At 72.9% G+C, this 24,096-nt stretch carries 20 protein-coding genes and 1 pseudogene; 14 read left to right on the top strand and 7 right to left on the bottom strand.

All coding sequences use genetic code 11. The annotated features are described in order from the left end of the window. Window positions 1-31: 31 nt before the first annotated feature. Window positions 32-1,153: an IS630 family transposase gene (locus OG514_RS37460; protein WP_323181690.1), complete on the top strand. Its 1,122-nt coding sequence runs from the start codon at window positions 32-34 to the stop codon at window positions 1,151-1,153. Window positions 1,154-1,174: 21 nt separating this feature from the next. On the opposite strand, the gene pyrF is transcribed toward OG514_RS37460, so the two are convergent. Next, on the bottom strand, window positions 1,175-1,870 hold the full coding sequence (gene pyrF, locus OG514_RS37455; RefSeq protein WP_266902628.1) for an orotidine-5'-phosphate decarboxylase: 696 nt from the start codon (window positions 1,868-1,870) through the stop codon (window positions 1,175-1,177). Window positions 1,871-2,069: 199 nt separating this feature from the next. On the opposite strand from pyrF, the gene OG514_RS37450 reads away from it, so the two are divergent. Both OG514_RS37450 and OG514_RS37445 read left to right on the top strand, forming a co-directional pair. Continuing rightward, complete coding sequence (locus OG514_RS37450) at window positions 2,070-2,618, top strand: FABP family protein (RefSeq protein ID WP_266902626.1); 549 nt, start codon at window positions 2,070-2,072, stop codon at window positions 2,616-2,618. A gap of 4 nt (window positions 2,619-2,622) precedes the next feature. After that, window positions 2,623-4,734: a prolyl oligopeptidase family protein gene (locus tag OG514_RS37445; protein ID WP_266902624.1), complete on the top strand. Its 2,112-nt coding sequence runs from the start codon at window positions 2,623-2,625 to the stop codon at window positions 4,732-4,734. Here OG514_RS37445 and OG514_RS37440 read toward each other — a convergent pair. Next, the gene (locus tag OG514_RS37440) at window positions 4,682-5,665 is read right to left on the bottom strand and encodes a helix-turn-helix transcriptional regulator (RefSeq protein WP_266902622.1); all 984 of its coding nucleotides are present in this window, start codon (window positions 5,663-5,665) and stop codon (window positions 4,682-4,684) included. The genes OG514_RS37445 and OG514_RS37440 overlap by 53 nt on opposite strands. 239 nt (window positions 5,666-5,904) lie before the next feature. Between OG514_RS37440 and OG514_RS37435 the strand changes: the two genes are divergently transcribed. The 3 genes from OG514_RS37435 to OG514_RS37425 all read left to right on the top strand — a co-directional run bounded on the left by OG514_RS37435 (window position 5,905) and on the right by OG514_RS37425 (window position 9,260). Beyond that, window positions 5,905-7,068 (top strand): ATP-binding protein, encoded by a 1,164-nt coding sequence (locus OG514_RS37435; RefSeq protein ID WP_266902620.1) that lies wholly within the window; start codon window positions 5,905-5,907, stop codon window positions 7,066-7,068. 79 nt (window positions 7,069-7,147) lie between these two features. Beyond that, the gene (locus OG514_RS37430) at window positions 7,148-7,726 is read left to right on the top strand and encodes a hypothetical protein (RefSeq protein ID WP_266902618.1); all 579 of its coding nucleotides are present in this window, start codon (window positions 7,148-7,150) and stop codon (window positions 7,724-7,726) included. A gap of 124 nt (window positions 7,727-7,850) precedes the next feature. Next, window positions 7,851-9,260, top strand: a complete 1,410-nt coding sequence (locus OG514_RS37425) for an aminopeptidase P family protein (RefSeq protein ID WP_266902616.1) — start codon at window positions 7,851-7,853, stop codon at window positions 9,258-9,260. Window positions 9,261-10,171: 911 nt separating this feature from the next. Here OG514_RS37425 and OG514_RS39430 read toward each other — a convergent pair. The 3 genes and pseudogenes from OG514_RS39430 to OG514_RS37410 form a co-directional block, all read right to left on the bottom strand. Continuing rightward, a pseudogene (locus OG514_RS39430) lies at window positions 10,172-10,948 on the bottom strand (serine/threonine-protein kinase); the annotation flags it as partial. 117 nt (window positions 10,949-11,065) lie between these two features. Continuing rightward, window positions 11,066-12,067, bottom strand: coding sequence for a PaaX family transcriptional regulator C-terminal domain-containing protein (locus tag OG514_RS37415; RefSeq protein WP_266902612.1), 1,002 nt, complete (start codon window positions 12,065-12,067; stop codon window positions 11,066-11,068). Then, a complete protein-coding gene (locus OG514_RS37410; protein ID WP_266902610.1) occupies window positions 12,064-12,687 on the bottom strand; it encodes a GNAT family N-acetyltransferase in 624 nt (207 codons plus the stop codon). Before OG514_RS37410 ends, OG514_RS37415 begins: the two co-directional genes overlap by 4 nt. A 95-nt stretch (window positions 12,688-12,782) precedes the next feature. Between OG514_RS37410 and OG514_RS37405 the strand changes: the two genes are divergently transcribed. The 5 genes from OG514_RS37405 to OG514_RS37385 all read left to right on the top strand — a co-directional run bounded on the left by OG514_RS37405 (window position 12,783) and on the right by OG514_RS37385 (window position 17,885). After that, entirely contained in the window at window positions 12,783-14,081 is a 1,299-nt protein-coding gene (locus OG514_RS37405) for a DUF418 domain-containing protein (RefSeq protein WP_266902608.1), read from the top strand. 94 nt (window positions 14,082-14,175) lie between these two features. After that, window positions 14,176-14,649 (top strand): nuclear transport factor 2 family protein, encoded by a 474-nt coding sequence (locus OG514_RS37400; protein WP_266902606.1) that lies wholly within the window; start codon window positions 14,176-14,178, stop codon window positions 14,647-14,649. Further along, complete coding sequence (locus OG514_RS37395) at window positions 14,646-16,136, top strand: NAD(P)/FAD-dependent oxidoreductase (RefSeq protein WP_266902604.1); 1,491 nt, start codon at window positions 14,646-14,648, stop codon at window positions 16,134-16,136. Before OG514_RS37400 ends, OG514_RS37395 begins: the two co-directional genes overlap by 4 nt. 18 nt (window positions 16,137-16,154) lie before the next feature. Continuing rightward, entirely contained in the window at window positions 16,155-17,297 is a 1,143-nt protein-coding gene (locus tag OG514_RS37390; RefSeq protein WP_266902602.1) for an FAD-binding oxidoreductase, read from the top strand. A gap of 171 nt (window positions 17,298-17,468) precedes the next feature. Continuing rightward, the gene (locus OG514_RS37385; protein WP_266902600.1) at window positions 17,469-17,885 is read left to right on the top strand and encodes an STAS domain-containing protein; all 417 of its coding nucleotides are present in this window, start codon (window positions 17,469-17,471) and stop codon (window positions 17,883-17,885) included. Here OG514_RS37385 and OG514_RS37380 read toward each other — a convergent pair. Together OG514_RS37380 and OG514_RS37375 are read right to left on the bottom strand one after the other, a co-directional pair. Continuing rightward, on the bottom strand, window positions 17,816-18,535 hold the full coding sequence (locus OG514_RS37380) for a response regulator transcription factor (RefSeq protein ID WP_266903083.1): 720 nt from the start codon (window positions 18,533-18,535) through the stop codon (window positions 17,816-17,818). The genes OG514_RS37385 and OG514_RS37380 overlap by 70 nt on opposite strands. A 50-nt stretch (window positions 18,536-18,585) precedes the next feature. Beyond that, a complete protein-coding gene (locus OG514_RS37375; protein WP_266902598.1) occupies window positions 18,586-19,974 on the bottom strand; it encodes a histidine kinase in 1,389 nt (462 codons plus the stop codon). A 320-nt stretch (window positions 19,975-20,294) separates the two neighbouring features. Here OG514_RS37375 and OG514_RS37370 point away from each other — a divergent pair, with 320 nt between their 5' ends. The 3 genes from OG514_RS37370 to OG514_RS37360 all read left to right on the top strand — a co-directional run bounded on the left by OG514_RS37370 (window position 20,295) and on the right by OG514_RS37360 (window position 23,981). Continuing rightward, the gene (locus tag OG514_RS37370) at window positions 20,295-20,990 is read left to right on the top strand and encodes an ABC transporter ATP-binding protein (protein ID WP_266902596.1); all 696 of its coding nucleotides are present in this window, start codon (window positions 20,295-20,297) and stop codon (window positions 20,988-20,990) included. Beyond that, the gene (locus OG514_RS37365; RefSeq protein WP_266902594.1) at window positions 20,987-23,374 is read left to right on the top strand and encodes an ABC transporter permease; all 2,388 of its coding nucleotides are present in this window, start codon (window positions 20,987-20,989) and stop codon (window positions 23,372-23,374) included. The genes OG514_RS37370 and OG514_RS37365 overlap by 4 nt, the downstream gene beginning before the upstream one ends. A gap of 91 nt (window positions 23,375-23,465) precedes the next feature. Next, entirely contained in the window at window positions 23,466-23,981 is a 516-nt protein-coding gene (locus OG514_RS37360; protein WP_266902592.1) for a PadR family transcriptional regulator, read from the top strand. Window positions 23,982-24,096 lie beyond the last annotated feature (115 nt).

Raw genomic sequence — 24,096 nt, 5'->3', positions numbered from 1 at the left:
GACGTCCGTCCGTCCGATCGCTGGGGGTGTGGTGGCTGAGCCTGTCTGTGTGCGCAGGTTGACCGACCAGGAGGGGCAGAAGCTGCAGCGGATCGTGCGCCGGGGCAGCACCAGTTCGGTGCGGTACCGGCGCGCGATGATGCTGCTGGCCTCGGCCGGTGGGAACGGGGTCCCTGTGATCGCGCAACTGGTCCAGGCCGCGGAGGACACCGTCCGCGACGTGATCCACCGGTTCAACGAGATCGGCCTGGCATGCCTGGACCCTCAATGGGCGGGAGGCCGTCCCCGCCTTCTCAGTCCTGACGACGAGGACTTCGTCGTCCAGACGGCCACCACCCGTCCGACCAAACTCGGCCAGCCCTTCACCCGCTGGTCCATCCGCAAACTCGCCGCCTACCTGCGCAAAGTGCACGGCCGCGTCATCCGGATCGGCCGTGAGGCGTTACGAGCCCTGCTCGCCCGCCGCGGCGTCACCTTCCAACGCACCAAGACCTGGAAGGAGTCCCCGGACCCCGACCGTGACACCAAGCTCGACCGAATCGAGCACGTCCTGGACCGCTTTCCCGGCCGCGTCTTCGCGTTCGACGAGTTCGGCCCGCTCGGCATCCGCCCGACCGCCGGATCGGGCTGGGCCCCTGCCGGTCGCCCTGAGCGACACCCGGCGACCTACCACCGCACTCACGGCGTCCGGTACTTCCACGGCTGCTACTCAATCGGCGACGACACCCTGTGGGGCGTCAACCGTCGCAAGAAGGGTGCCTCGAACACCCTGGCCGCGCTCAGGTCGATCCGCGCGGCCCGCCCTGACGGCGCCCCGATCTACGTCCTCCTGGACAACCTGTCCGCTCACAAGGGCGAGACCATCCGGCGCTGGGCCAGGAAGAACCGGGTCGAGCTGTGCTTCACCCCGACCTACGCGTCCTGGGCCAACCCGATCGAGGCCCACTTCGGGCCGTTGCGACAGTTCACCGTCGCGAACTCCAACCACCGCAACCACACCGTCCAGACCCGGGCTCTGCACGCCTACCTGCGCTGGCGCAACAAGAATGCGCGTCACCCGGACGTCCTCGCCGCCCAGCGGAAGGAGCGCGCTCGTATACGCAGCGAGAGGGGCATCCGCTGGGGCGGCCGCTCCCTCCCCGCGCTTGTCTGACCCCTGGTCGGGGCGCGTCTGCTACGGAGCCAGACTCGCCCGGACGAGACGGAATGCGGCCGTCGGGTCAGCGGCACGAGTGACCGTCCGGCCGACGACGACGTGCGAGGCCCCAGCGGTGATCGCCGCACGTGGTGTCCCGGGACGGGCGTGCTCGGCCGGGGATTCACCAGGCAGCGCGACTCCCGGAGTGACGATCAGGGCGTCGGGGCCCAGGGTGCTGCGCAAGGCCGCAACGTCCTGCGGCGAGGCGATCACGCCGTGGCAGCCGGCCTTCTGCGCGAGGCGGGCCAGCCGGAGCACCTGCTCGTCCACCGTACCGCCGACACCGATGTCAGTAAGATCCGCGTCGGTCATGCTGGTGACCACGGTCAAGGCAAGGATGCGCAGTCCGGGGAAGTCGCGGGCAGCGTCGACCGCGGCGGACATGATGCTGATGCCGCCCATGCCGTGCACGGTGACCATGGACACGCCCAATGCTCCCGCGGCGCGAACTGCCCCGGCAACCGAGTTCGGGATCTCGAAGAGCTTGAGGTCCAAGAAGAGCTCCTTGCCTCGTCCAACAAGGTCCTTGATGACTTCCGGCCCCGCTGCGGTGAGCAGTTCCAGGCCGACCTTGTAGAAGCGGCACTCGCCGCCCAGCTGCTCAACAACAGCATCAGCGGTTGCACGGTTGTCGCAATCCAAGGCGACGATGATCTGGCTTCTCGGATCCATCGGGACATTGTGCCGCCCCCTTCACACGGCCAGTTACCGGGGTCGACCAACGCCAACCCGGTGATCGTTTCCGGTCACGGCACTAGACGGTGATCGGCAGGACACCCCTGGAGCCCGTCAGGAGTGCCACGAGGCCCGGCCGGAGGGCCGACGACCTAAGCTGCCCTCCGGCACAAGCCTCGACCCAGGAGCGCGCACCATGACCGACCGTGACCGCCAGTACCCGTACCCCGACGCCCTCCGGCCGGACGCGGCACCGGCCCCGCACGAGTTCCTCGCGCCGGTGGCCGGGCTGCTCGGCACCTGGGTCGGCACGGGCCGGGGCGGGTACCCGACGCTCGCCGAGGAGTTCGCGTACGCGCAGGAGGTCACCTTCAGCCACGACGGCCGCCCCTTCCTCCACTACGAGGCGCGCGCCTGGCTGATCGACGCCGACGGCACCCCGCTGCGACCGGCGGCGCGCGAGAGCGGCTGGTGGCGCCTCAAGCCCGAGGGACAGGTGGAGGCACTGATCACCCAGCCCACCGGCATCGCGGAGATCATGGTCGGCCGGGCGGAGGACGGCACGATCGACCTCACCACCCACACGGTCGCCCTCGCTCCCACGGCCAAGGACGTCGAGGCCACCCGCCGCCGCTACACCCTCACGGACGCGGACACCCTGGACTTCGTCCACGACCTGGCGGCGGTTGGCCGGCCGCTGCAACACCATCTGTCGGCACAGCTGCGACGCGAGGACGGGAAGTAGACCCATGGGGAACCTGAACGACGACGACCCCTACCTGTGGCTCGAAGACATCTCCGGAGAGGCCGCGCTGGCCTGGGTGGCCGAGCGGAACGCGGAGACCGCGGGAGCGCTGGCCGGGGACGACGACTTCGGGGCCCTGAAGGCGCGGCTGCGGGAGGTGCTCGACGCCTCCGACCGGATTCCCTACACCGTGCGCCGCGGGGAGTACCTGTACAACTTCTGGCGGGACGCCGAGCACGTGCGCGGCGTGTGGCGGCGCACGACCCTGGAGCGGTACCGCGAGGACGCCCCCGAGTGGGACGTGCTGCTCGACGTCGACGCGTTGGCCGCCGCCGAGGACGAGAAATGGGTCTGGGACGGGGCACGCGTACGGCGCCCGGACTACGACCGGGCCCTGGTGCGGCTCTCCCGTGACGGCGGGGACGCCGTCGTCGTGCGCGAATTCGACCTCCGCACAAGGGAGTTCGTCGACGACGGCTTCCGGCTGCCCGAGGCGAAGACGCGGATCGGCTGGGTCGACGACGACACCGTCCTCGTCGGTACGGACCTGGGCCCGGGCTCACTGACCGACTCCGGCTATCCGCGCACCGTCCGCAGATGGCGCCGCGGGACACCCGTCGAGGACTCCGAGCTCGTCTACCAGGCCGAGCGGGGCGACGTGGCCGTCTGGGGATACCGGGACACCACGCCCGGCTTCGAGCGCGAGTTCGTCGGCCGCTCCCTGGACTTCTTCAGGAGCGAGACGTACCTCCTGCGCCCCGACGGCACCCGCGTACGCATCGACGTGCCCGACGACGCGAGCGCCTACGCCCATCGGCGGTACCTGATCGTCACCCTCAAGTCCGAGTGGCTCGGGCAGCCGACGGGATCGCTGCTCGCCTTCGACTTCGACGCCTTCCTGGCGGGCGACCGTACCCCCGAGGTGCTCTTCACCCCCGATCCGCGGACCGCGCTCGCCGGGCACACCTGGACCCGCAACCACCTGATCCTGGAGACGATGCGGGACGTCAGCACCCACATCGAGGTCCTCACCCCCGCCCCCGACGGCGGCGGTTGGACGCGCCGGCCACTCGTCGGCGTCCCGGCCCTGTCCGCCGTCAGCGTCGTCGACACCGACCCCGACGTGTCCGACGAGTACTTCCTCGACGTCTCCGGGTTCCTGCAGCCGTCCACCCTCCACCACGGGCGGATCGGCGCCGGCTCGGAGCCCCTCAAGCAGGCCCCGCACCACTTCGACCCCACCGGCCTCACCGTCGACCAGCACTTCGCGACCTCCCGGGACGGCACCAGCGTCCCGTACTTCGTCATCGGTCCCGACCGCACCATCGCGCCCGGCCCCGGCCCCACCCTGCTCTACGGCTACGGCGGCTTCGAGGTCTCCCTCACCCCGTTCTACGGCGGAGTGACCGGCCGGGCCTGGCTGGAACGCGGCGGCACCTACGTCATCGCGAACATCCGCGGCGGCGGCGAGTACGGCCCCGACTGGCACCAGGCCGCGCTCGGCGCCGAACGCCCACGTGCCTTCGAGGACTTCGCGGCCGTCGCCGAGGACCTCGTCGCCCGGGGCATCACCACCCCGGCCATGCTGGGCGCCAAGGGCGGCAGCAACGGCGGGCTCCTCATGGGCGCCATGCTCACCCGCCACCCCGAGCTCTTCGGCGCGATCGTCGCCCAGGTGCCGCTCCTCGACATGACCCGCTTCCACAAGCTCCTCGCGGGCGCGTCCTGGATCGCCGAGTACGGCGACCCCGACGACGAGGCCGACCGCCCCCACCTGCTCGAACTCTCCCCGTACCACCGGCTCGCGGCGGACCGGGAGTACCCGCCGGTCCTCCTGATGACCTCGACCCGCGACGACCGGGTCCACCCCGGGCACGCCCGCAAGACGGCGGCACGACTGCGGGAACTCGGCCACCGGGTCCTCTTCCACGAGAACACCGGCGGCGGGCACGCGGGCGCGGGCGACAACGAACAGGCCGCCCACAACAGCGCGCTCGTGCACACCTATCTGTGGCAGCAGCTCACGGGAGCCGGAGCGGAGGCACCGACCATTCCCGGACCGCTCACAGCCACCCCGACCGCTGCGCCTGCAGCGCCATCTGGAACCGGCTCGTAGCCCCGAGCCGGGCCATCAGGACCTGCACCCGGCGGAAGAGCGTACGACGGCTCACGCCGATCTCCCGGGCGATCACCTCGTCGCTCGCTCCGGCCGCGAGCAGCCGGAGAAGACGCCGGTCGGCGGGCAGCAGCCCCGCCGGCCGGGCCGAACGGCCGTGGAACGGCAGCGCGTTCTGCCAGGCCTGCTCGAACAGCGCCACGAGCGCGGAGAGCAGGCCGCACGGCTGCACGACCAGCATGGTGTTGTAGACGTCCGTCTCCTTGATCGACAGGGCGACCAGCGCGTACGCGTCGTCGATGATCACGAGCTTGACCGGCACCGACGGCAGGACCCGCGCCTGCTCGCCCGCCTCGATGCACGGCTCGATCGAGTTCTCCAACTGCCCCGGATGCTCAAGGGACTCCCGCGAGTACACGACCCGCTGCGTCACCCCACGCGCGAGCGTGGCCAGCGCGTCGTCCGTGGCGCCGACGAGCGGGAAGTACGGCGGCGAGTCGAACTGCCGGATCTGGTGCCGGGCGCTCGTCCACGCCTGACGCATCCGGAGCCCGATGGCGTCACCGGTCACGACCTCCACCAGCGGGTCGTGATAACCGGCGAGCCGATGCCGCCGGAACGAGTCGAAGGCGCCCCCGACGGTGATCCGGGACGCGTCCAGCTCGGCCGCCCGGCGCCGCCCGAGGATCTCCAGACCCGCGGCCGGGGGCACCGGCGCCACCACGTCGGAACCCTCCTCGGCGGTGCTCGCCAGTCCGCAGTCGACCAGTTCGTGGTACGCCTCCGCCAGCGCCTCCTGCCCGAGCCCGGCCTCGGCGCCGATCGCACTCAGCGGCGCGGGCCCGCACTCCAGGAGCGTCCGGTAGACCCGGGCGCCCTCCTCTCCGATGCCCAGAAGCCGGAGTGCCTCGCTGAGTTTCTCGTTCGCCATGCACCGATTATCGACGTCTTCGATTCGGGGCCGTCGGTCCCCGCCGTTCATGTGCCGTGACGGGCCTGAAGGCCACCGCGTACGGCCGCCGTCAGGGGTCGCCGACCCCGGGTCCGACCGCCTCCCGACGGGCGCCCACCGCCCCTCCCAGGCGTTCGCCAGAACCGCTCTGACCTGGTGTTTTGCTGGAATTCTCCTAGGCTGGCGGAGGTCTGGAAGACACCGTCGGAGGGGACTTCATGAGCGACGCCGCGAACAGGTACGACGCCGGCCGCATCCACGTGATCGAGGGGCTGGAGGCCATCCGGAAGAGGCCCGGGATGTACGTCGGATCCACCGGCCCGAGAGGTCTTCACGAGCTTGTGTTCGGGGTCATGGGCCGAGCGGTGAACGAAGTCCTGATGCGGGGCGGCGGCCCCGTCGACGTCACGCTCACGTCCGACGGCGGCGTACGCATCGCCGACGACGTCCCCGGAATCCCCTTCGAGGATGCCGGGGACGCCGGCACTCCCGGCCTCGAAGCCCGGCTGACGCGCTTGTACGCAGGTACGGAGCCCGTCGGCCGCCGCGCCGCGGGACTCGATCGGTTCGGCCTCGGGTTGTGCGTCGCCAACGCCCTGTCCAGCCGTCTGACGGTCGAGGTACGGCGCGAGGGGGCGCGCTCCACCCAGGAGTACGCGCGCGGTGTCGCGCTCACCCCGCCCGCGCCCGCCGGGCCCGCGACGGGGAGCGGGACCACCCTCGTCTTCTGGCCGGACGCGGACATGTTCGAGACGACGGAGTTCTCGTACGACGTGCTGGCGGAGCGTTTCAGGGAGCTGGCCTTCCTGAACCGGGGCCTGCGCATCTCGCTGACCGACGAACGCTCCCCGGGCGAGGCCGGAACCGAGCGGTTCGAGGGTGGGGTACCGGACTTCCTCGCCGTCCTCGAAACGCGTGCGGGTGGTACGCCCGTCCACGTGGACATCATCGGCTTCGAGACGGAGGACCCGCGCATGGCGGGGTCGGTGGAGGTGGCCTTCCGGTGGTGCGACTCCCACGAGGAGGTCGTCCACAGCTTCGCCAACAGCGTTCGCACGCCCGAGGGCGGCGAGCACGTGGCGGGCTTCCGCGCGGCTCTGGCGGACGCGGTCACCGCGTACGCGGAGGAGCGGCGTCTCCTGAGAGCGGCGAACCCCGTTCTCGGTGCCGCCCGGGTGGGGGAGGGCCTCACCGCGGTGTTGTCGGTGAAGCTGGATCAGCCGGAGTACGGGGGCGCCACGCACGGCCGCCTGGCCGGCGCCGCAGTGCGCTCCTGCGTCGAGGAAGCCGTCCGCGACCACGTCGGCGCGTGGCTGGAGCGGCACCCGGAGCAGGCCGCCGCCGTCGTCGACCGGATCGTCCGCGGAGCGGGCCGGGACTGAGCCGCTGCGCTGCTACTCACCCACGGGTGAGTAGCAGCGCCCAGGCGCGCAGCCGGGCCGCCGTCCTACGCTCCCGATCATGAACGCTGTAGCCCGAAGCCGTCCGGGCCGAGTGGTGCGGCGGTGCCTCCACGGCCTGATCGCCGTGGGTCTGATCATCACCGGCTACTACCTCTGGAACGGCCCGCCCTACCCGGCGACCGACCCCGACGCGGTCGCCGGGCGCCTCAAGGCGCAGGCGCAACGGGTGTACGACGAGGCGGCGCTGCCCGGCGGAGCCGACGGCGTGGGGTCCCGGGTGGAGACGGGTAGCTGCTCGTACCGCGGCCTCAGGGGATTCGCGCACATCGACAGGGGCCGGCCCGACGTCCGCAGCTTCGGGCTCTCGTGGCAGGTCACGGACGTGCCGGAGGCCACGGCCCGCGCGGCGCAGGCCCGCACCCGCCTCCGTCTGGAGCGGGACGGCTGGAAGCTCGTCAGCGAGAGCGTCTCCGACCTGGGCTTCCGCTTCGAGCACCCCGGGACCGGCGACAAGGTGGACGTCGACTGGTACGAGCCCACGGGGACCTTCTCCCTGAGCACCTACGCCCCCTGCGGCAAGCTGCCGGACGGCTTCTCCGAGCACGACTGGCCGACCGCGGCCTGGGCGCCCCGCTAGGCACCTGCGTGGCCGATCCGTGCCACTGGCGGTCTTCGGCAACCGGCGTACGCCGCGCGGAGTACGTTCCGGGAAACGCCGGTCCACGGCGGACCGGGAACTCACGCGGAAGAAGGTGCAGGACGTGGCGAAGGGTCGCAAGAACGGCCTCTACGAAGGCGTATCCGAGGAACTCTCCACCCTGATGAGGTCGGGATGGGCGGACACGGAGCGGCACGGGCTCGAACCCGACGAGCAGGCCCCGCACGCGGCCCGCCGCCGCGCCGCGCTCTCCGCGCGGTTCCCCGGCGAGCGCCTCGTGATCCCCTCCGGCAACCTCAAGACCCGCTCCAACGACGACACGTACCCCTTCCGCGCGTACTCCGGCTACGTGCACATGACCGGCGACCAGGCGCGCGACGGTGCCCTCGTGCTCGAACCCCGCGCGGACGGCGGCCACGACGCCTACTGCTACCAGCTGCCGCGCGACGGCCGGGACACCGACGAGTTCTGGATCGGCTACACGGCCGAGCTGTGGATGGGCCGCCGCCGCACCCTCGCGGAGTCCGAGGTCGTCCTCGGCCTCGCCTGCCGCGACGTCCGCACCATCGTCGAGGACCTGGCCGCCTCCGGCGTGCCCACCCGCATCGTCCGCGGGATCGACCCGGCCCTCGAAGCCGCCGTCACCACCGACGAGGAGCGTGACATCGAGCTGGACGGGACGCTCAGCGACCTCCGGCTCGTCAAGGACGAGTGGGAGATCGGCGAGATGCGCAAGGCGGTCGACTCGACCGTCCGCGGCTTCACCGACTGCGTCGGCGAGCTGTCCCGGGCCGTCGCCTCCTCGGAGCGGTGGATCGAGGGCACTTTCTTCCGCCGGGCCCGCCTGGAGGGCAACCACGTCGGCTACGGCTCGATCTGCGCCGCCGGCGAGCACGCCACGATCATGCACTGGACGAACAACGACGGCCCGGTGCGCCCCGGCGAACTGCTCCTGCTCGACGCCGGTGTGGAGACCCACTCCCTCTACACCGCCGACGTCACCCGCACCCTCCCCATCAACGGCACCTTCAGCCCGGTCCAGCGCCAGGTGTACGACGCGGTGTACGAGGCCCAGGAGGCGGGCATGGCCGCCGTGAAGCCCGGCGCTCCGTACCGAGACTTCCACGAGGCGTCCCAGCGGCATCTGACGGCGCGGCTGGTCGAGTGGGGCTTCATCGAGGGCCCGGTCGACCGCGCCTACGAGCTCGGCCTCCAGCGCCGCTTCACCATGGCCGGCACCGGCCACATGCTCGGTCTCGACGTCCACGACTGCGCGCAGGCACGCACGGAGGAGTACGTCGACGGCGTCCTCGAACCGGGCATGGTGCTCACCGTCGAGCCCGGCCTCTACTTCCAGCCCGACGACCTGACCGTGCCCGAGGAGTGGCGTGGCATCGGCGTCCGGATCGAGGACGACCTGCTCGTCACCGACGACGGCCACGAGAACCTGTCGGCGGGCCTGCCGCGTTCCTCGGCCGAGGTCGAGTCCTGGATGGCCCGCTTCGCGGGCTAGGTGGTGTCCGGAGAGTCCCGCCGCTGCTTTCCGGACACGACCCAGGCCGTGTCCGGCGGATGAGGGTCGGACAGGTCCTACGGCGAGGCGGTCGGCGTCGCGATCGGCCGGCGGATTTCGTTGCGTATCTTGTGGGTCTCCCTCGCCGCCAGTTCGAGTGAGCCGGCCGGGGCGAAGGCGATCGCGACGGTGGTGTTGTCGTCGCCCCAGCCGCACACGGTCTCGCCGTCCACGGTCTCGCAGCGGAAGTCGACGTCCGAGCCGGGAACGCGGATCGTCCTGGGCGGGTCGCTGACGGTCTCGCTGCCCGTCACCGTCATGGCCCGCATCAGGCCGTCTCGATACGACTCCGGGTTCTTGTACCGACCGGACGAGCCGTACACCTGCACCGTGCGGAACAGGGCCCCCTCCTCGATGCCGGTACTGGTGACCGTGTAGTCGGCGGAGTAGTGCGTCGAGGCCTTCTGGCCTTCGCGGTCCGGTTGCGGGTCAGGAGGGAGGCGGTGCTCGATGTCGCGCCCGTACACGCCTCCCACCATCGACTCCGGAATGACGAGCTCGTGGGTGGCCTGGGGGAAGGATGCGTCCGAGCCCGAGCCCCAGCTCCCGGACGCGTAGACGCCGTATCCCGCACCACCGAGCACGATCAGGGCTCCGGCCACACCGGCGGCGACCAGTCCGGTGCTCTTCTTTCCCGGCGGGGCGGTCTTCGTCTCCCGGCTCGGCGTCGCCTGCTGCGGGAAGGCGGGCGGGGGGTCCGCGCGCGGGGCCGCGGCAACGGTCGCGGCACGGGCGATGCCCCCGCCGGTCGGGACGGCAGCCGACCCGGCCGTCGGCCTCGGCGCGGGTGGCACGGCCGCGGAGGGCAGCGTCGGCGGGTGGCCGGCCGCGTCCGGTTCCGCGGCGGTGTCCGGGGCCAACAGGTCCAGCAGCCTTTTCGGCGTGGGCCTTTGTGCCGGATCCTTGGCCAGACAGGCGGCGATCACCGGGCGCACGCCCTCGGGCAGGGCGGACAGGTCCGCCGGCTCGTGCACGGCCCGGTACATCAGCACCATCGGGGTGCCCTCCCCAAACGCGTGCCCACCGGCCGCCGCGACCAGTACGGCCCCCAGTGCGAACACATCGGCGGCGCCGTCGACTTCGAGACCCTGAGCCTGCTCGGGGGCCAGGAAACCAGGGGTGCCGAAAGCGGCTCCGGTGGAGGTCAGCCGGGTCGACTCCAAGGCCCGGGCGATACCGAAGTCGAGCACGCGCGGGCCGTCGTCGGCCATGATGATGTTGCCCGGCTTGAGGTCACGGTGGATCAGTCCGCAGTCGTGAATGGCCTGCAGCGCCTCCGCCAACGCCGCACCGAGCAGCCGGAGTCGGTCCTCATCCATCGGACCCCGCTCGGCGAGCAGCCCCGACAGGGTCGGCCCCGGGATGTAGGCGGTCGCGAGCCAGGGCGCCGCCGCGTCCGGGTCGGCGTCGACGACCTGGGCGGTGTGGAACCCGCCGACCCTGCGGGCGGCGTCGACCTCCGCGCGGAACCGTGCACGGAAGTGCGGATCGGCTGCCAGCTCGCGGCGGGCCACCTTGACGGCCACCGCACGTCCGCCCCGGGACCGCGCCAAGTACACCGTCCCCATGCCGCCCGCACCCAGCTCACGCTCCACGGCATAGTCGCCGATGCGCTCCGGCAGGTCCACGCCGTCCACTCGCCACCCCCTGTGCGGCACGCCCCCGTTGGAATGCCGCCGGTCAGTATGGCCGACCCCTCCGGCCGCCGTCACCCGCCCTCCGGGCGTCGGCCCGGCCGGGGAGTCTCACTCGGGACCGGGCAGGTCCGCCACGTCCTCGTACAGGGCGAAGAGGCGGGGGAGGGGCGGTCCGGAGTCCGGCGCCGGGCGGTTCGTCAGCGTGGTCCAGGCCGCGGCGAAGAGTGCGCGCGCCCCGGCGCCCGGCCAGGGGGCGGGGAGCAGCTCGGGGGGCAGCAGCGGGTCGGGCCGCATGGCGTACGTGAAGGCGGAGGCGAGCTGGACGGCGAGCGTCAGAGCCTCGGAGTCCGTCAGGTTCTCCGGGCGTTCGAGCCGGTCGAGGCAGGAGCGGGCGAAGGCGGCCAGCCGGTGGTGCCGGGCCGCGATCTCGTCCAAGGGCCAGAGTGCGGCGGCCAGTGCCTGCGGCTCGGCGACGTCCCCGACCCGTAGGTCCGTGCTGGTGAGATACGTGACCTGGCCCGGGACGCCGAGATGGCGGGCCTGCGCCTCGACCAGCGGTTCGATCGGGTTGGCGGCGGCGTAGAGGCCCCCCTGCAGAGGGGCGGCGCCGAGGCCGAGGAGGCTGTCGCGGAGCGTGTCACGCGCGGCCCGTGCGGACTCGGGGACGGCGAAGGCGAAGAGGTGCCATCGGCCGTCCCAGGGCGCGAGGCCGTGGTCCTGGCGGTAGGCGAAGCCGACATGGGCCGCGTCGGGGGCGATCGAGCCGGTGGGGTCGGCGACCGCGCGGAGGACGGCCTTGCGCCCCCGTCCCTCATGGGTGAACCGGCCCTCCGCGACCAGGCGCTTGACGCAGAGCCGGACCTGTTGGTCGGTCATGGAGAGCAGTCCGGCGACGGAGTAGAGCTCCCCGGCGTCGACGGTCCCGTCCGTACGGACGAGGGCGTGCACGAGCGTGCGGGTGGGGATGGGGTTCCAGGGGGCGGCGTCCGCGGGGACTTCGGTGCCTGTGGGGACTTCGGTATCTGCAAGGACTGCGGCGGCTCCGGAGGTTTCGGGAGTTTCGGCGGGGCCGGTGGGCTCGCCCTCCGTCGCGGTGGTTCCTGGCTTCATCGGGTCTCCTGGTCGTGGTGGGAGTCGGCCGCCGTGACGGGCCGGTGCATCGTCGTGACGGCGCCGAAGCCCATCAGGCCACGCAGAAAGGGCGTCTTCTCGGTGCGGACGGCGACGAAGCCGTGCCGCTCGTACAGGGCGCGGGCGCGCGGGTTGACGTCGATGACGTCGAGCCGGACACGGTGGCAGCGGGCCTCGGCCGCCACGGTCGTGATCTCGCGCAGCAGGAGGCCGCCGATGCCCTTGCCCCGGTGCTCGGGGGCGACCGCGATGCCGTCCATCACGAGTTCGCGGGCTGCGGGCCTGCGCTCCAGGAGGGCGAGGAGGGCCAGCCGGGGCAGTCCCCGCAGCACCCCGTACGCGGCGAGGAGGTCCGAAGCCCCGCCGCCGGTGAGCCCTCGCCGGTCGAGCTGATAGCCGGCCACCCCCGCCACCTCGCCGTCGACGAGCGCGGTGATCCCCCGGTCGTGGTGGAGGTGGGCCGCGAGGAACGCGCGGGCCTTGTCGGGCGGGTTCAGGGCGGCGCCGAGCTTGCGCGCGAACGCCTCCCAGTACAGGGCGGCGACCCTGGCCTCGTCTCCCTCCGGTACGCCTCGGCGTACCACCGGCGGTGTGTTCATGGCGCTCCTCCTCGACGGACGGGCTTGCACTATCGATAATAATACGTTCATTCTCGATACGAGCGTTTCACATTCGATAGCTTTGGGGGAAGGTCATGAACTTACGAGCGGCAGCGCAGGGCGGTGAGAGGCCGGGGACCGGTGTCGACGCCGGTGCCGGTGCCGGTGCCGGCGCCGATGGCTCCGGCCCTGGCGCCGGGGCCGGCCTCGGCGCGCGGCTCGCGCACGTCGATGCCCTGCGAGGCTTCGCCCTGCTGGGCATCCTCGTCGTCAACATCGGCTACATGGCATCGACTTACCACGGCTCGGGGCTGGAGGATCCCGGCTTCGGCTCGCCCCTCGACAGCGCGGTCCGGTGGTTCGTCACCGTGTTCTTCGAGGCCAAGTTCTTCCTGCTGTTCTCGTTCCTCTTCGGATACGGCTTCACCCTCCAGCTCGCCTCCGCCGAGCGGAGCGGTGCCCGGTTCGCCCCGCGTTTCCTGCGGCGCCTGGCGGGTCTGTTCGTCCTCGGCGCCGTGCACGCGGTCCTGCTGTTCCCCGGTGACATCCTCACCACGTACGCCCTGCTCGGCCTGATCCTGCTGGCCGCGCGCCGCATCGGGCCGCGCGCCGCCGTCCGTACCGCCGTCGTCCTCTTCGCCGTGACGGCCGCCCTGTACGTCCTGCTCGCGGTCGGTGTGCACCTGGCGGGCGGCGCGGGGGTGGGCCCCGGCGCGGCCGCCGAGGCCGAGCGTGCCGCCGGAGCCCTGCGCGGCGGCCCCGGTGCCGTGATCGGGGAGCACCTGGGGCAGCTGCCCGACGTCGTCTTCCTGCTCGCCTTCTTCCAGGCCCCGGCCGCCTTCGCGGCCTTCCTCCTCGGTCTCGCCGCCGGGCGGGGATGTGTGCTCGGGGGCCTCGCCCGCCACCGCACGACACTGGTCCGGCTCCAGGGGGCGGGCTTCACGCTCGGGCTCCTCGGCGGTGTCGTGTACGCCCACGCGAGCCTGGTGCACCCGGGAGGCGCGTATCAGATCCTCGCCCTCGGGGTCGACGTCGTCACGGCGCCGCTGCTCGCCGCCGCGTACGCCGCGACCGTGCTCCGCCTCACCCAGGGGCGACGGTCGGGCGGGCGCGCGGTGGCCGTGCTCGGACCGGTGGGCAGCATGACCCTGACCGGCTATCTCACCCAGTCCCTCGTCTGTGCCCTGCTGTTCACGGGGTACGGGGCGGGCCTCGTCGGCAGGGTGTCGCCGCCGATGGTGTTCGCGATCGCCCTCGCGCTCTTCGCCGCGCAGATCGTCGCCGCTCGGTGGTGGCTGCGTCGTCACCGGTACGGCCCGGTCGAGTGGCTGCTGCGGGTGTGGACCACGCTGACGCGGCCGCCCCTCCGGCGCGCGGCGACGCCGGAGGGCTGACGCGGGACGGGACCGGTCGGCCTCTGGACGCGGCCCGAGGGATGCGGTTAGCTGCCCTTGCACCTAATCAATAAGTTGCATAGGGAGTCGCGTCATGCATCCGTTCCGTAAGGCCGTCGAGAACCGGGACCACGCCGCCATCGAGGCCCTGCTCGCCGAGGACGTCGTCTTCACCAGCCCGGTGGCCTTCCGGCCCTACCCCGGCAAGGCCATCACCGCCGCGATCCTGCGCGGGGTCATCCGCGTCTTCACCGACTTCCGGTACGTGCGCGAGATCGGGAGCGAGGACGGCCGGGACCACGCCCTCGTGTTCACCGCGAAGGTCGGCGACATGGAGATCAACGGCTGCGACTTCCTCCACTGCGACGAGGAGGGGAAGATCGACGACTTCATGGTCATGGTCCGGCCCCTCTCCGCCGCTCAGGCGCTCTCCGCGGCCATGGGCGCCCAGTTCGACCGCATCAAGGAGGAGGCCGTGGCGGCGGCCACCGCCGGAGACGCCACCGCCGGAGACGTATCCTCCGAGGGTGCGCGGGCCGAGGACGAGCGGGCCGAGGGCGAGCGGTGAGCGGCGCGGACTTCGACGCAGTCGTCATCGGCGCCGGCAACGCCGGGCTCACCGCCGCCGCCACCCTTCAGCGGGCCGGCGCCCGCACCCTCCTCGTCGAGCGCCACAGCGTGCCCGGCGGCTGCGCGACCTCGTTCCGCAGGGGCCGGTTCGAGTTCGAGGTGGCGCTGCACCAGCTCTCCGGCATCGGCGCCGAGGGGCAGGGGTTCACGCTGCGCCCCCTCTTCGACAAGCTGGGCATCGGTGACCGGCTGACCTGGGTCCGGGAACCCGACCTCTACCGCACGGTCGTGCCCGGCTCCTTCGACGTGACCCTCCCCGCCGACTGGGAGGGCGCGACCGCGACCCTGGAAGCGCACTTCCCCGGCAATCGCGTCCGGCTGGAACGGTTCTTCGCCCTCGTCCGGGACCTCACGTTCTGGCAGATCGCCGCGATGCGCGGCACCCCCGCCGACCAGGTGGACGAGCTGTTCTTCCGGCACGGACTGCGGTCCGCGCAGGACGTCCTGGACGAGCACTTCGAGGACGAGCGGCTCAAGGCGGTCCTCGCCTCCTACTGGGGCTACCTCGGTCAGCCGCCGTCCCGGCTGCCCTTCCAGGACCTCGCGCTGATCCTCTTCGCGTACCTGGAGTTCAAGCCCTGGCACGTGCGCGGCGGTTCGCAGGCGATGTCGAGCGCGATCCTCGACGCGTTCCTGGAGGCCGGCGGCGAAGTGCGGTTCCACACCGCCGTCGAGGCGATCCTCACGCGGGGCGGGAAGGTCGTCGGAGTCCGTCTCGACGACGGCCAGGAGGTGGGCGCGGTCGACGTCGTCTCCAACGCCTCCCTGCCCCTCACCTACGGCATGCTCGACGGCCTCGACATCCCAGGCGCCGTCCGAGCCGACCTCGCCTCCCGCAGGATCGGGGTCTCCGGCTTCGTCCTGCACATGGGTCTCGACGCCACCCCGGCGGAACTCGGGTTCACGACCAGCACCACCTTCGTCAACGCCGACCTCGACGCGGACCGCACCTCCGCCTCCTGGCGTACGCGGGAGCCCGCCCGGGGGATCTGCGTCACCTCGTACGACGTCGAGCCGATCGGCTTCGCGCCGCCCGGGGCCACCCATGTCAGCCTCATGACCCTCCAGTACGGCTCCGCCTGGGACGGCGTCGAACCCGCCGCGTACGCACGGGAGAAGTTCGCCTACGCCGAGACGCTCCTCGACCTGGTCGAGACCGTCACCCCCGGCATCCGGGGCGTCATCGAGGAGGTCGACGTCGCCACCCCGCTCACCATGAGCCGCTACCTGGGCCACCCCGGCGGGGCGATCTACGGCTACGACCAGGACGCCACCGAGAGCTGGCAGTTCCGCGACAGCGAGCTCCACCCGCACGTTCCGGGACTCCACCTCGCCGGATCCTGGTCCGGCATGGGCGGCTTCCAGCCCACCCTCGAAGCCGGCGCGCGCGTGGCCCGGCGCCTGCTGCGCTCCAAGGCCGCCTGAAGAGACCGGGAGAAAACTGTGACGCCTCATCACCTCGCCCCGCGCTTCGCCGGGGCGGAACGCATCCGGGACGAGATCGCGACCCGTCCGGCCGACGCCGCCGACCACACCGCCCTGACCCGCCGCGCCATCGACACCCACCACCCGCGACGGCTCGGCCTCCGGGTCGAGCGGGTCGTCGACGAGACGCCGAGCACCCGCACCTTCCGGCTCGGCCGTCCGGACGGTGCCGACCTGCCGCCCTTCCTCGCCGGGCAGTACGTGGGGGTGTTCGCGGACGGGACCAACCGCCCGTACGCGATCTCCTCCAGCCCGGCCGACCTCGGCCACTACGACCTGACCGTGCGCCGCGTGCCCGGCGGGCGGATCAGCAACCACCTGCTCGACACCCTCGCCGCCGGACACGCCGTCACGACCACCGGCCCCCAGGGCACCTTCCACCACAACCCGCTCTTCCACGGCGAGGACGTCGTCTTCCTCGCCGGCGGCTCCGGCGTCGCACCCGCCATGAGCATGATCCGGGAGATCGCCGACCGGGGGCTCGATCGGCGCTTCCACCTCCTCTACGGTTCCCGGTCCCTCGACGACATCCTGTTCCGCCCGGAACTCGACGCCCTCGCCGCCGCCCACCCCGGCATCCGGGTCCACCACGTCCTCCAGCACCCCGACCCGCGCTGGTCGGGACCCACCGGGCTGCTGACCGCCGAGCTCGTCACGGAGCTCGCCGGGCCCCTCGACGGGCGGATGGTGTACGTGTGCGGGCCCCAGGCCCTCTACCCGTACGCCCTCGGGCAGCTCACCGAACGGCTCGGACACCCGCGCCGCCGGATCCGCTTCGAGGCCAACGGCGCCCCCGCCGACCCCACCGCGCAGCCGCACTGGCCGGACGGCGCCGACCCGGCCGAAGAGGTCACGGTCGCCACCCGGGGCAGCGCGTTCCGCACCCGGCGCGGCCGTCCCCTCCTGGACGCACTGGAGGACTCCGGCATCCGCCCCGAATCCGCCTGCCGCTCCGGCGAGTGCGGCCTGTGCCGCGTCCGCGTCCTCAAGGGCGAGGTCCACCACGCGGAGGAGGCCCGGCTCCGGCTCTCCGACCCGGACTCGGGGTACGCACACGCGTGCGTCGCGTATCCCCTGACGGACGTGGACCTGGACGTGTGAGGAGACGGAGGGCCGATCGTGGGCGTACGTACGCACATAGATCGTCCGTACGAGGGGAAACGGCCCGAACATTCACCGATTCAGGTGACAGCGGCCGAGGTGAAACGTCCCTCCCGGCAGAGGGACAGCCACGCTCGAAGCGACACACGGAGCCACCCTGTGGAGCACCCGATGCAGCTGATCCCCCGTCATGACCCGTACATGGTCGTCCGATCGACCGGCGACGTCACCGTCGCCGCCCTCCGGGGCGAGCTCGACCTCGTCCTCGTACGGCACCTGCGGCCCGAGCTCGACGCCCTGGTACGGGAGTCCGACGCCCTGACCGTCGACATCCGGCGCCTCACCTTCTGCGACGCCACCGGGCTCGGCCTGCTCGCCCACTGCGCGGGCCGCACCCGACAGCGGGGTGCGCGCTGGAGGCTCGTCTGCGACCAGCCGTGGATCCTCCGCCTCATCCGCCTGACGGCACTGGGCGACGTCCTGTGCCCGGAGGCCGCGCTGCCGGACGGGCCCGAGTCTCAGCCCGGACCGCTGGATCCGGTGGACCCCCGACTGTCCGAGCCGGGCGTGACCAGGCCGGTCTCGTAGGCGGCGATCACGGCCTGCGCCCGGTCGCGCAGCCGTAGCTTCGACAGGATGCGGGCGACGTGCGTCTTCACCGTCGCCTCGCTCAGGCGGAAGCGCTCGGCCAGCTCGGCGTTGCTGAGGCCGCGTGCCAGCGCTTCGAGGACCTCCAGCTCACGCGGGGTCAGCGTGGCCAGTTCGCGGTGCGGGGCGGCGGACCGCCCGCCGGACGTGGCGAAGCGCTCCACCAGGCGGCGGGTGATCGCCGGGGCGAGGAGCGCGTCACCGGAGCGGACCAGCCTGACCGCCGCCGTCAGGTGCTCGGGGGTCGCGTCCTTGAGCAGGAAGCCGCTGGCACCCGCGCCGAGCGCCGCGTACACGTACTGGTCGAGGTCGTAGGTGGTGAGGACGACGATCCTGGGCGGTGCCACCTCGTCCGCCCTGTCCGCCCTGTCCGCGAGGATGCGGCGCGTGGCCTCCAGGCCGTCGGTGCCGGGCATCCTGATGTCCATCAGGACCACGTCCGGCCGGGTCCGCCGCACCACGGCCACCGCCGCGTCGCCGTCTGCCGCCTCCGCGACCACGTCGATGCCGTCGGCGGCCAGGATCATGCGGAAACCGGTGCGCACCAAGGCCTGGTCGTCGACGATCACCACACGCGGAGCGTCGGGCACCCCGGCCGGGTGGGTCACGTCGGCCGACTCGGTCACGCCGGTCGGGTCGGTCACGGAGCCTCCCACGGAATCACCGCCCGGACCCGGTACCCGCCGTCCGGGCCCCTGCCCGCCCGCAGCGTACCGCCGTAGACCGCGAGCCGTTCCCGCAGGCCGAGCAGGCCGTGACCGCCGCCGGGTTCCGTGGCCCGCCGCTCGGCGCCGCGGTCGCGGGAAGCACCCGGGCTCGTACCCCGGTCCCGGGAAGAGCCCGAACCGGAGCCGGGGGCACCCGTGTCGGAGACCTCCACGCTCAGTCGCTCCGGCTCGTACTCCACGCTGACCGAGACCCGGGCGTCCGGCGCGTGCTTCACCACGTTCGTCAGCGCCTCCTGCACCACCCGGTACGCGGCGAGGTCCACACCGGCCGGCAGCGCGACCGGGTCGCCCCGCACCGCCACCTCCACCGGCACGCCGGAGGCCCGCACCCGGTCCGTCAGCTCCGCCAGCCGGTCCAGGCCCGGCTGAGGAGCGAGCTCCACGTCGACGGCCGGGTCGGGGCCCGCCGCGGCCATCGTGAGCAGCCCCATCACGTGCCGCAGCTCCGACATCGCCGTCCGCCCCGCCGCCTCGACGGCCAGCATCGCCTCGCGGGCCTGGTCGGGGGAGGTGGCCAGGACCGTGCGCGCGGCACCGGCCTGGATCGTCATCATGCTCACGTTGTGGGTGACCACGTCGTGCAACTCCCGCGCGATCCGGGACCGCTCCGCCTCCACCGCCCGGCGCAGCTCGGCCTCCCGCTCCCCGCGGACCGCCCGCTCCCGCTGCCGCCACAGGTGGGCGCCGTGCGAGGCGAGGGCGACAGGCAGCAGTACGAGCAGGGGTACGAGGCCCTCGTCCACGTCCGGGACCAGGGGGAAGACCGCGTACAGCACCACGCCGGCGACGAGGGAGACCACCACGGCCGTGCGGTGCGGGCTGTACATCGCCGCGCTGTACGCCGCGACGAGACCCGACGCGAAGGTGAACGTGGTCGCGTCGGCGGCGACATCGCCCTGATGCAGCAGCACCGTCGCGCCCATCACCACCCAGTAGACGGCCAGGGGAAAACGGCGGCGCAGCACCAGCGGCAGCGCGGTCAGCGCGGCCGCCGACAACTCCCAGCCCTCGACCCGGGGAAGCAGATGCTCCAGGGCGGGCACGGGATGGGGCGCCTGCGGGAGCTCCGGGGGGAAGGGCGACTGCGGGATCGATGGCGGCACCGGCAGAGGGAACGGAGCGTCCTCCGGATCCGGATGGACGTCCACGTACGAGCGGTTCAGATCACCCACGATCGTCGTGATCGCGAGCGCCAGGGCGAGGAGCCCGTCGGCCGCCCACGCCCAGCGGGACAGACGGGGCGGCGCACCGAGGGCCCGGGGTCCGCGCACCCGGTCGACGAGTTCTTCGTACCAGCTCACCGCAGCAGTGTGCCAAGGAGGGGGAGCGAGCGGATCAGCCCGTGGGACCAGCCCGCCGCCCCGGGGGAGTACATCGCGCGGATGACATCGGCGCGCCTCCACCGCACACGGTACGGATCTTCGCCACCGAGGCCGACGCGCTCCTCGCGGAGCTGCTCCTAGCGTCGGTTCGGCGCGGACACGACCGACCGGAACGCCGATCGAAGGGCCGACCGGAAGGCGACCGGAAGGTCGATCGCAAGGGCCGACCGGAAGGCCGACCGGCCACGACCGGGTCGGTCGCCGCCGCCTCTTCCCCAACCCAGAGCCCTGGAGGGCCCATGACCGGATCCGAGCCCCTGATCGACCTGAGCGACGTCGGGAGGACGTACGACGACGGCCGGGCCGCACTCTCGGAGTTGACCCTGCGCGTCGGACGGGGAGAGGCGCTCGCCGTCCTCGGGCCCTCCGGCAGCGGCAAGTCGACCCTGCTCAACCTCCTCGCCGGCCTCGACCGGCCGAGCACCGGCCGCGTGACGGTGGACGGCCTGCGCGTCGACCGGCTGACCGAGACCGCCTCCGCCACGTACCGGCGCAGCCGGATCGGCATGGTCTTCCAGTTCTTCAACCTCCTCGACGACCTCACCGTCACCGACAACGTGCTGCTCCCGGCCCAGCTCGCCGGGGTGCCCCGGGCCGAGGCGGCGGCGCGGGCCGCCGAACTCCTCGACCGGCTCGGCGTCGCCCGGCACGCGCGCGTGCACCCCGGCCGCCTCTCCGGCGGCGAACGGCAACGCGTCGCCGTCGCACGGGCCCTGATGAACCGGCCGCCGCTGCTCCTCGCCGACGAGCCGACGGGAGCGCTGGACACCGCGTCCGGCGCGGACGTCCGCGATCTCCTCCGTGAGCTGAACGCCGACGGGCAGACCATCGTGCTCGTCACCCACGACCTGGCGCTCGCCGAGGCCTGTGCGACCCGCACGATCGAACTCGTCGACGGCCGCATCGCCCGCGACGTCATGGCGGTGGCCCGATGACCGGCGGCGCTCTCGGCCGGGTCGTGCGCGCGGGCGTCGGGCGGCGGCGTACCCAGACCGCGGTGATGATGCTGACGACGCTGCTGTCCGTCGCCTCCGCCGTCCTCGCGGTCGGCCTCCTCGTCGCCTCGGGCGCCCCCTTCGACCGGGCCTTCGACCAGCAGCGCGGAGCCCATCTGACCGTGCGCTTCGACGGTTCGGCCGCCGCCGAGGAGCGGCTGGCCGCCACGGCACACGCACCCGGAGTGGCCGCGTCCGCGGGCCCGTTCGCCGTGGCCTCCGTACGCCTCCGCGCGGACGGAGCAACCCCGCCCGGGTTCGAGCCGCCGCCCTTGACGGTGGTCGGCCGGGCCTCCGCGGCCGGGCCCGTGGACGCGGTGACCCTGATGGAGGGCCGGTGGGCCGGGGCCGCCGGCGAGATCGTCCTGGAGCGAGGGTCCCGCCCGCCGGGCGCCGGTGTGGGGACGCGGCTGAGCGCCGGAAGCGCGGTGCTCACCGTGGTCGGCATCGCCGGGTCGGCCGGCGAGAGCGCCGACGCCTGGGTCGTACCGGCCCAGCTCACGACGCTCGTGGGGAAGCGGCCTCCCGCGTCGCAGATGCTGTACCGGCTCGCCGACGCCGGCACGCGCGCGGAGGTCGCGTCGGGCCGGGACGCGATCGTCGCCGCCGCCCCCGCCGGAGCGGTCGTCGGGGCCCGCTCGTATCTCGACGTCCGCGAGGCCGCCCAGGAGAACACGGCGGCCTTCGTGCCCTTCGTGACCGCCTTCGCCCTCCTCGGACTCGCGATGTCGGTCCTGGTGATCGGCATCGTGGTGAGTGGCGCCGTGGGCGCCGCGACCCGCCGGATCGGCATCCTCAAAGCGCTCGGCTTCACCCCGCTCCAGGTCGGACGGGCATACGTGGCGCAGGCCCTGATCCCGGGCACCCTCGGGGCCGCGCTCGGGGTCGCCCTCGGCAACGTGCTCGCCGTTCCCCTCATGGCGGAGGTGGCGGAGACGTACGGAACGACGGCGATCCTGATCCCGCTCCGGGTCGACCTCCTCGTACCGGCGGTCGCACTCGTGGTGGTCGCCGGTACCGCCTTCGGCCCCGCGCTGCGCGCCGCCCGGCTGCGGACCGCCGCGGTCCTGCGGCTCGGCGCGGCCACGGGCGGCGGCAGGGGGCGCCGGATCCGCGGCCTGTTCGGGCGGCTGCCGCTGCCCCGCCCGGTCACCCTCGGCCTCGCCGCGCCCTTCGCCCGCCCCGCACGCGCGGCGAGCACGGCCGCCGCCGTGACCTTCGGGGCCCTCGCGGTGACCTTCGCGGTCGGCCTCGGCAGCACGCTCGTCGCGGTGAAGACCGACGGGGATCCGGACCGGGGCGGCGACGTCACCGTCCGCACCCTGGCGAGGCCGGACGACACCGGCCCCGGTCGGTCGGGAGGAGGGGATGGCGAACCCGGAGTGCCCCTGCCCGGGAAGCCGGCCGACCCGGCCGCCGTGGCGGCGGCGATCGCCGCGCTCCCGGGAACCGGCTCCGTGTACCGGACCGCGCAGACGCAGCTGGAGGTGGCGGGACTCAAGGGCGGCGCGCCGCTCGTCGCGTACGAGGGGAACACCGCCGGCAGCCCCCACACGATGGTCTCCGGCCGCTGGTTCGAGGCCCCGGGAGAGGCGGTCGTCCCGACCCGGTTCCTGCGGGCGACGGGGATGCGCACGGGGGAGACGGTCACCTTGTCCGAGCAGGGGCGTACCGCCAAGCTACGGATCGTCGGCGAGGTCTTCGACCTGGGCGGCGAGGGTATGACCCTGCGCACGGCCGCCGCCTCGGTCGCCGCGCTGCAACCCCGTTACCAGCCCGCGGACTTCGCCGTCAGCGTCGCCTCCGGCACGGACGCGGCCGGATATGCCGAGCGGCTGCACGCCGCCGTCGCCCCGCTCGGGGCGGAGGCCGCGGTCACCGAGGCGGGCAAGTCGAGCGTCATCCGGGCGATGCAGGCCCTGATCGCCATGCTCACGCTGATGCTGGTCGTGGTCGCCGGTCTCGGGGTGCTCAACACGGTGGTCCTCGACACCCGCGACCGGGTCCGGGACCTGGGCGTGTACAAGGCCCTGGGGATGACGCCCCGGCAGACGGTCGCGCAGGTCCTCACCTCCGTGGGTGCGATCGGTCTGGTGGCGGGCGCGGTCGGCGTGCCGCTGGGCGTGGCGCTGCACCGCCAGGTGATGCCGGCGATGGGCCGCGCGGTCGGCACCACGATCCCGTCCGCCGACATCGACGTGTACGGCGCGCCCGTGCTGGTGCTCCTCGCGACCGCCGGCGTGGTGATCGCGACGGCCGGCGCCCTGCTCCCGGCGGGCTGGGCGGCCCGCACGGCCACGGCACGGGCACTGAGGGCGGAGTAGGGGCGGACCGGAGGTGCGGTGGAGGCGGGGGCGGGGAGCCGTCCAGGCCGGGGCGAGGGCCCGGGCGAGGTGTCGCGATACCGTCGGCCGTATGTCTGAAGTCCGGTTGACCACGCCCTCCTTTCTCGTGCTCGGCATCATCGACAAACTCGGCGAGGCCAGCCCGTACGACGTGAAGGTCGAGGCCGCGCGGACCGTGGCGCCGTTCTGGTCGATGCCGCACGCGCAGGTCTACGCCCAGTGCGACCGGCTCCTGGAGGCGGGGCTGCTCTCGGAGATCAGGCAGCCCGGTGGCCGGAACCGGCGCCTGATGAAACTCACGGACGAGGGCTCGGCCGCCCTGCGCGGCTGGCTCGCCGACCCCGCCTTCGTGCCCGTCGAGGCGCGCGAACGCGGCATCCTCAAGCTGTGGTTCGGCGCCAGCCCGCGCGTCCACGCCCCGGTCCAGATCGACGAGCACCGGCGGACCCTGGACGAGTACGAGGAACTGGCCGGCGAAGTCGGCGAGTTGCTGACGCGCGGACAGCGCGAGGCGCTGGAGTTCGGCATCCGGTATGAGCGGATGATGGTCGATTTCTGGCACTGGGTCGAGAGCCGCGAGTCCTGAATTTGTTACCGACCGGTTGACCCTGGCGGTGCCCCGCCCTACCTTCCTCCATAGTCCAGAAAGGACTATCGCGGCCATCGTGGCTGTAAGCGCGTGAACGGTGGAGGGGGATGCA

The organism is Streptomyces sp. NBC_00572 (assembly GCF_026341815.1).
GTDB lineage: Bacteria > Actinomycetota > Actinomycetes > Streptomycetales > Streptomycetaceae > Streptomyces.
The sequence above is the reverse complement of the archived record's forward strand: the minus strand, read 5'-3'. Positions and strand labels throughout refer to the sequence as shown.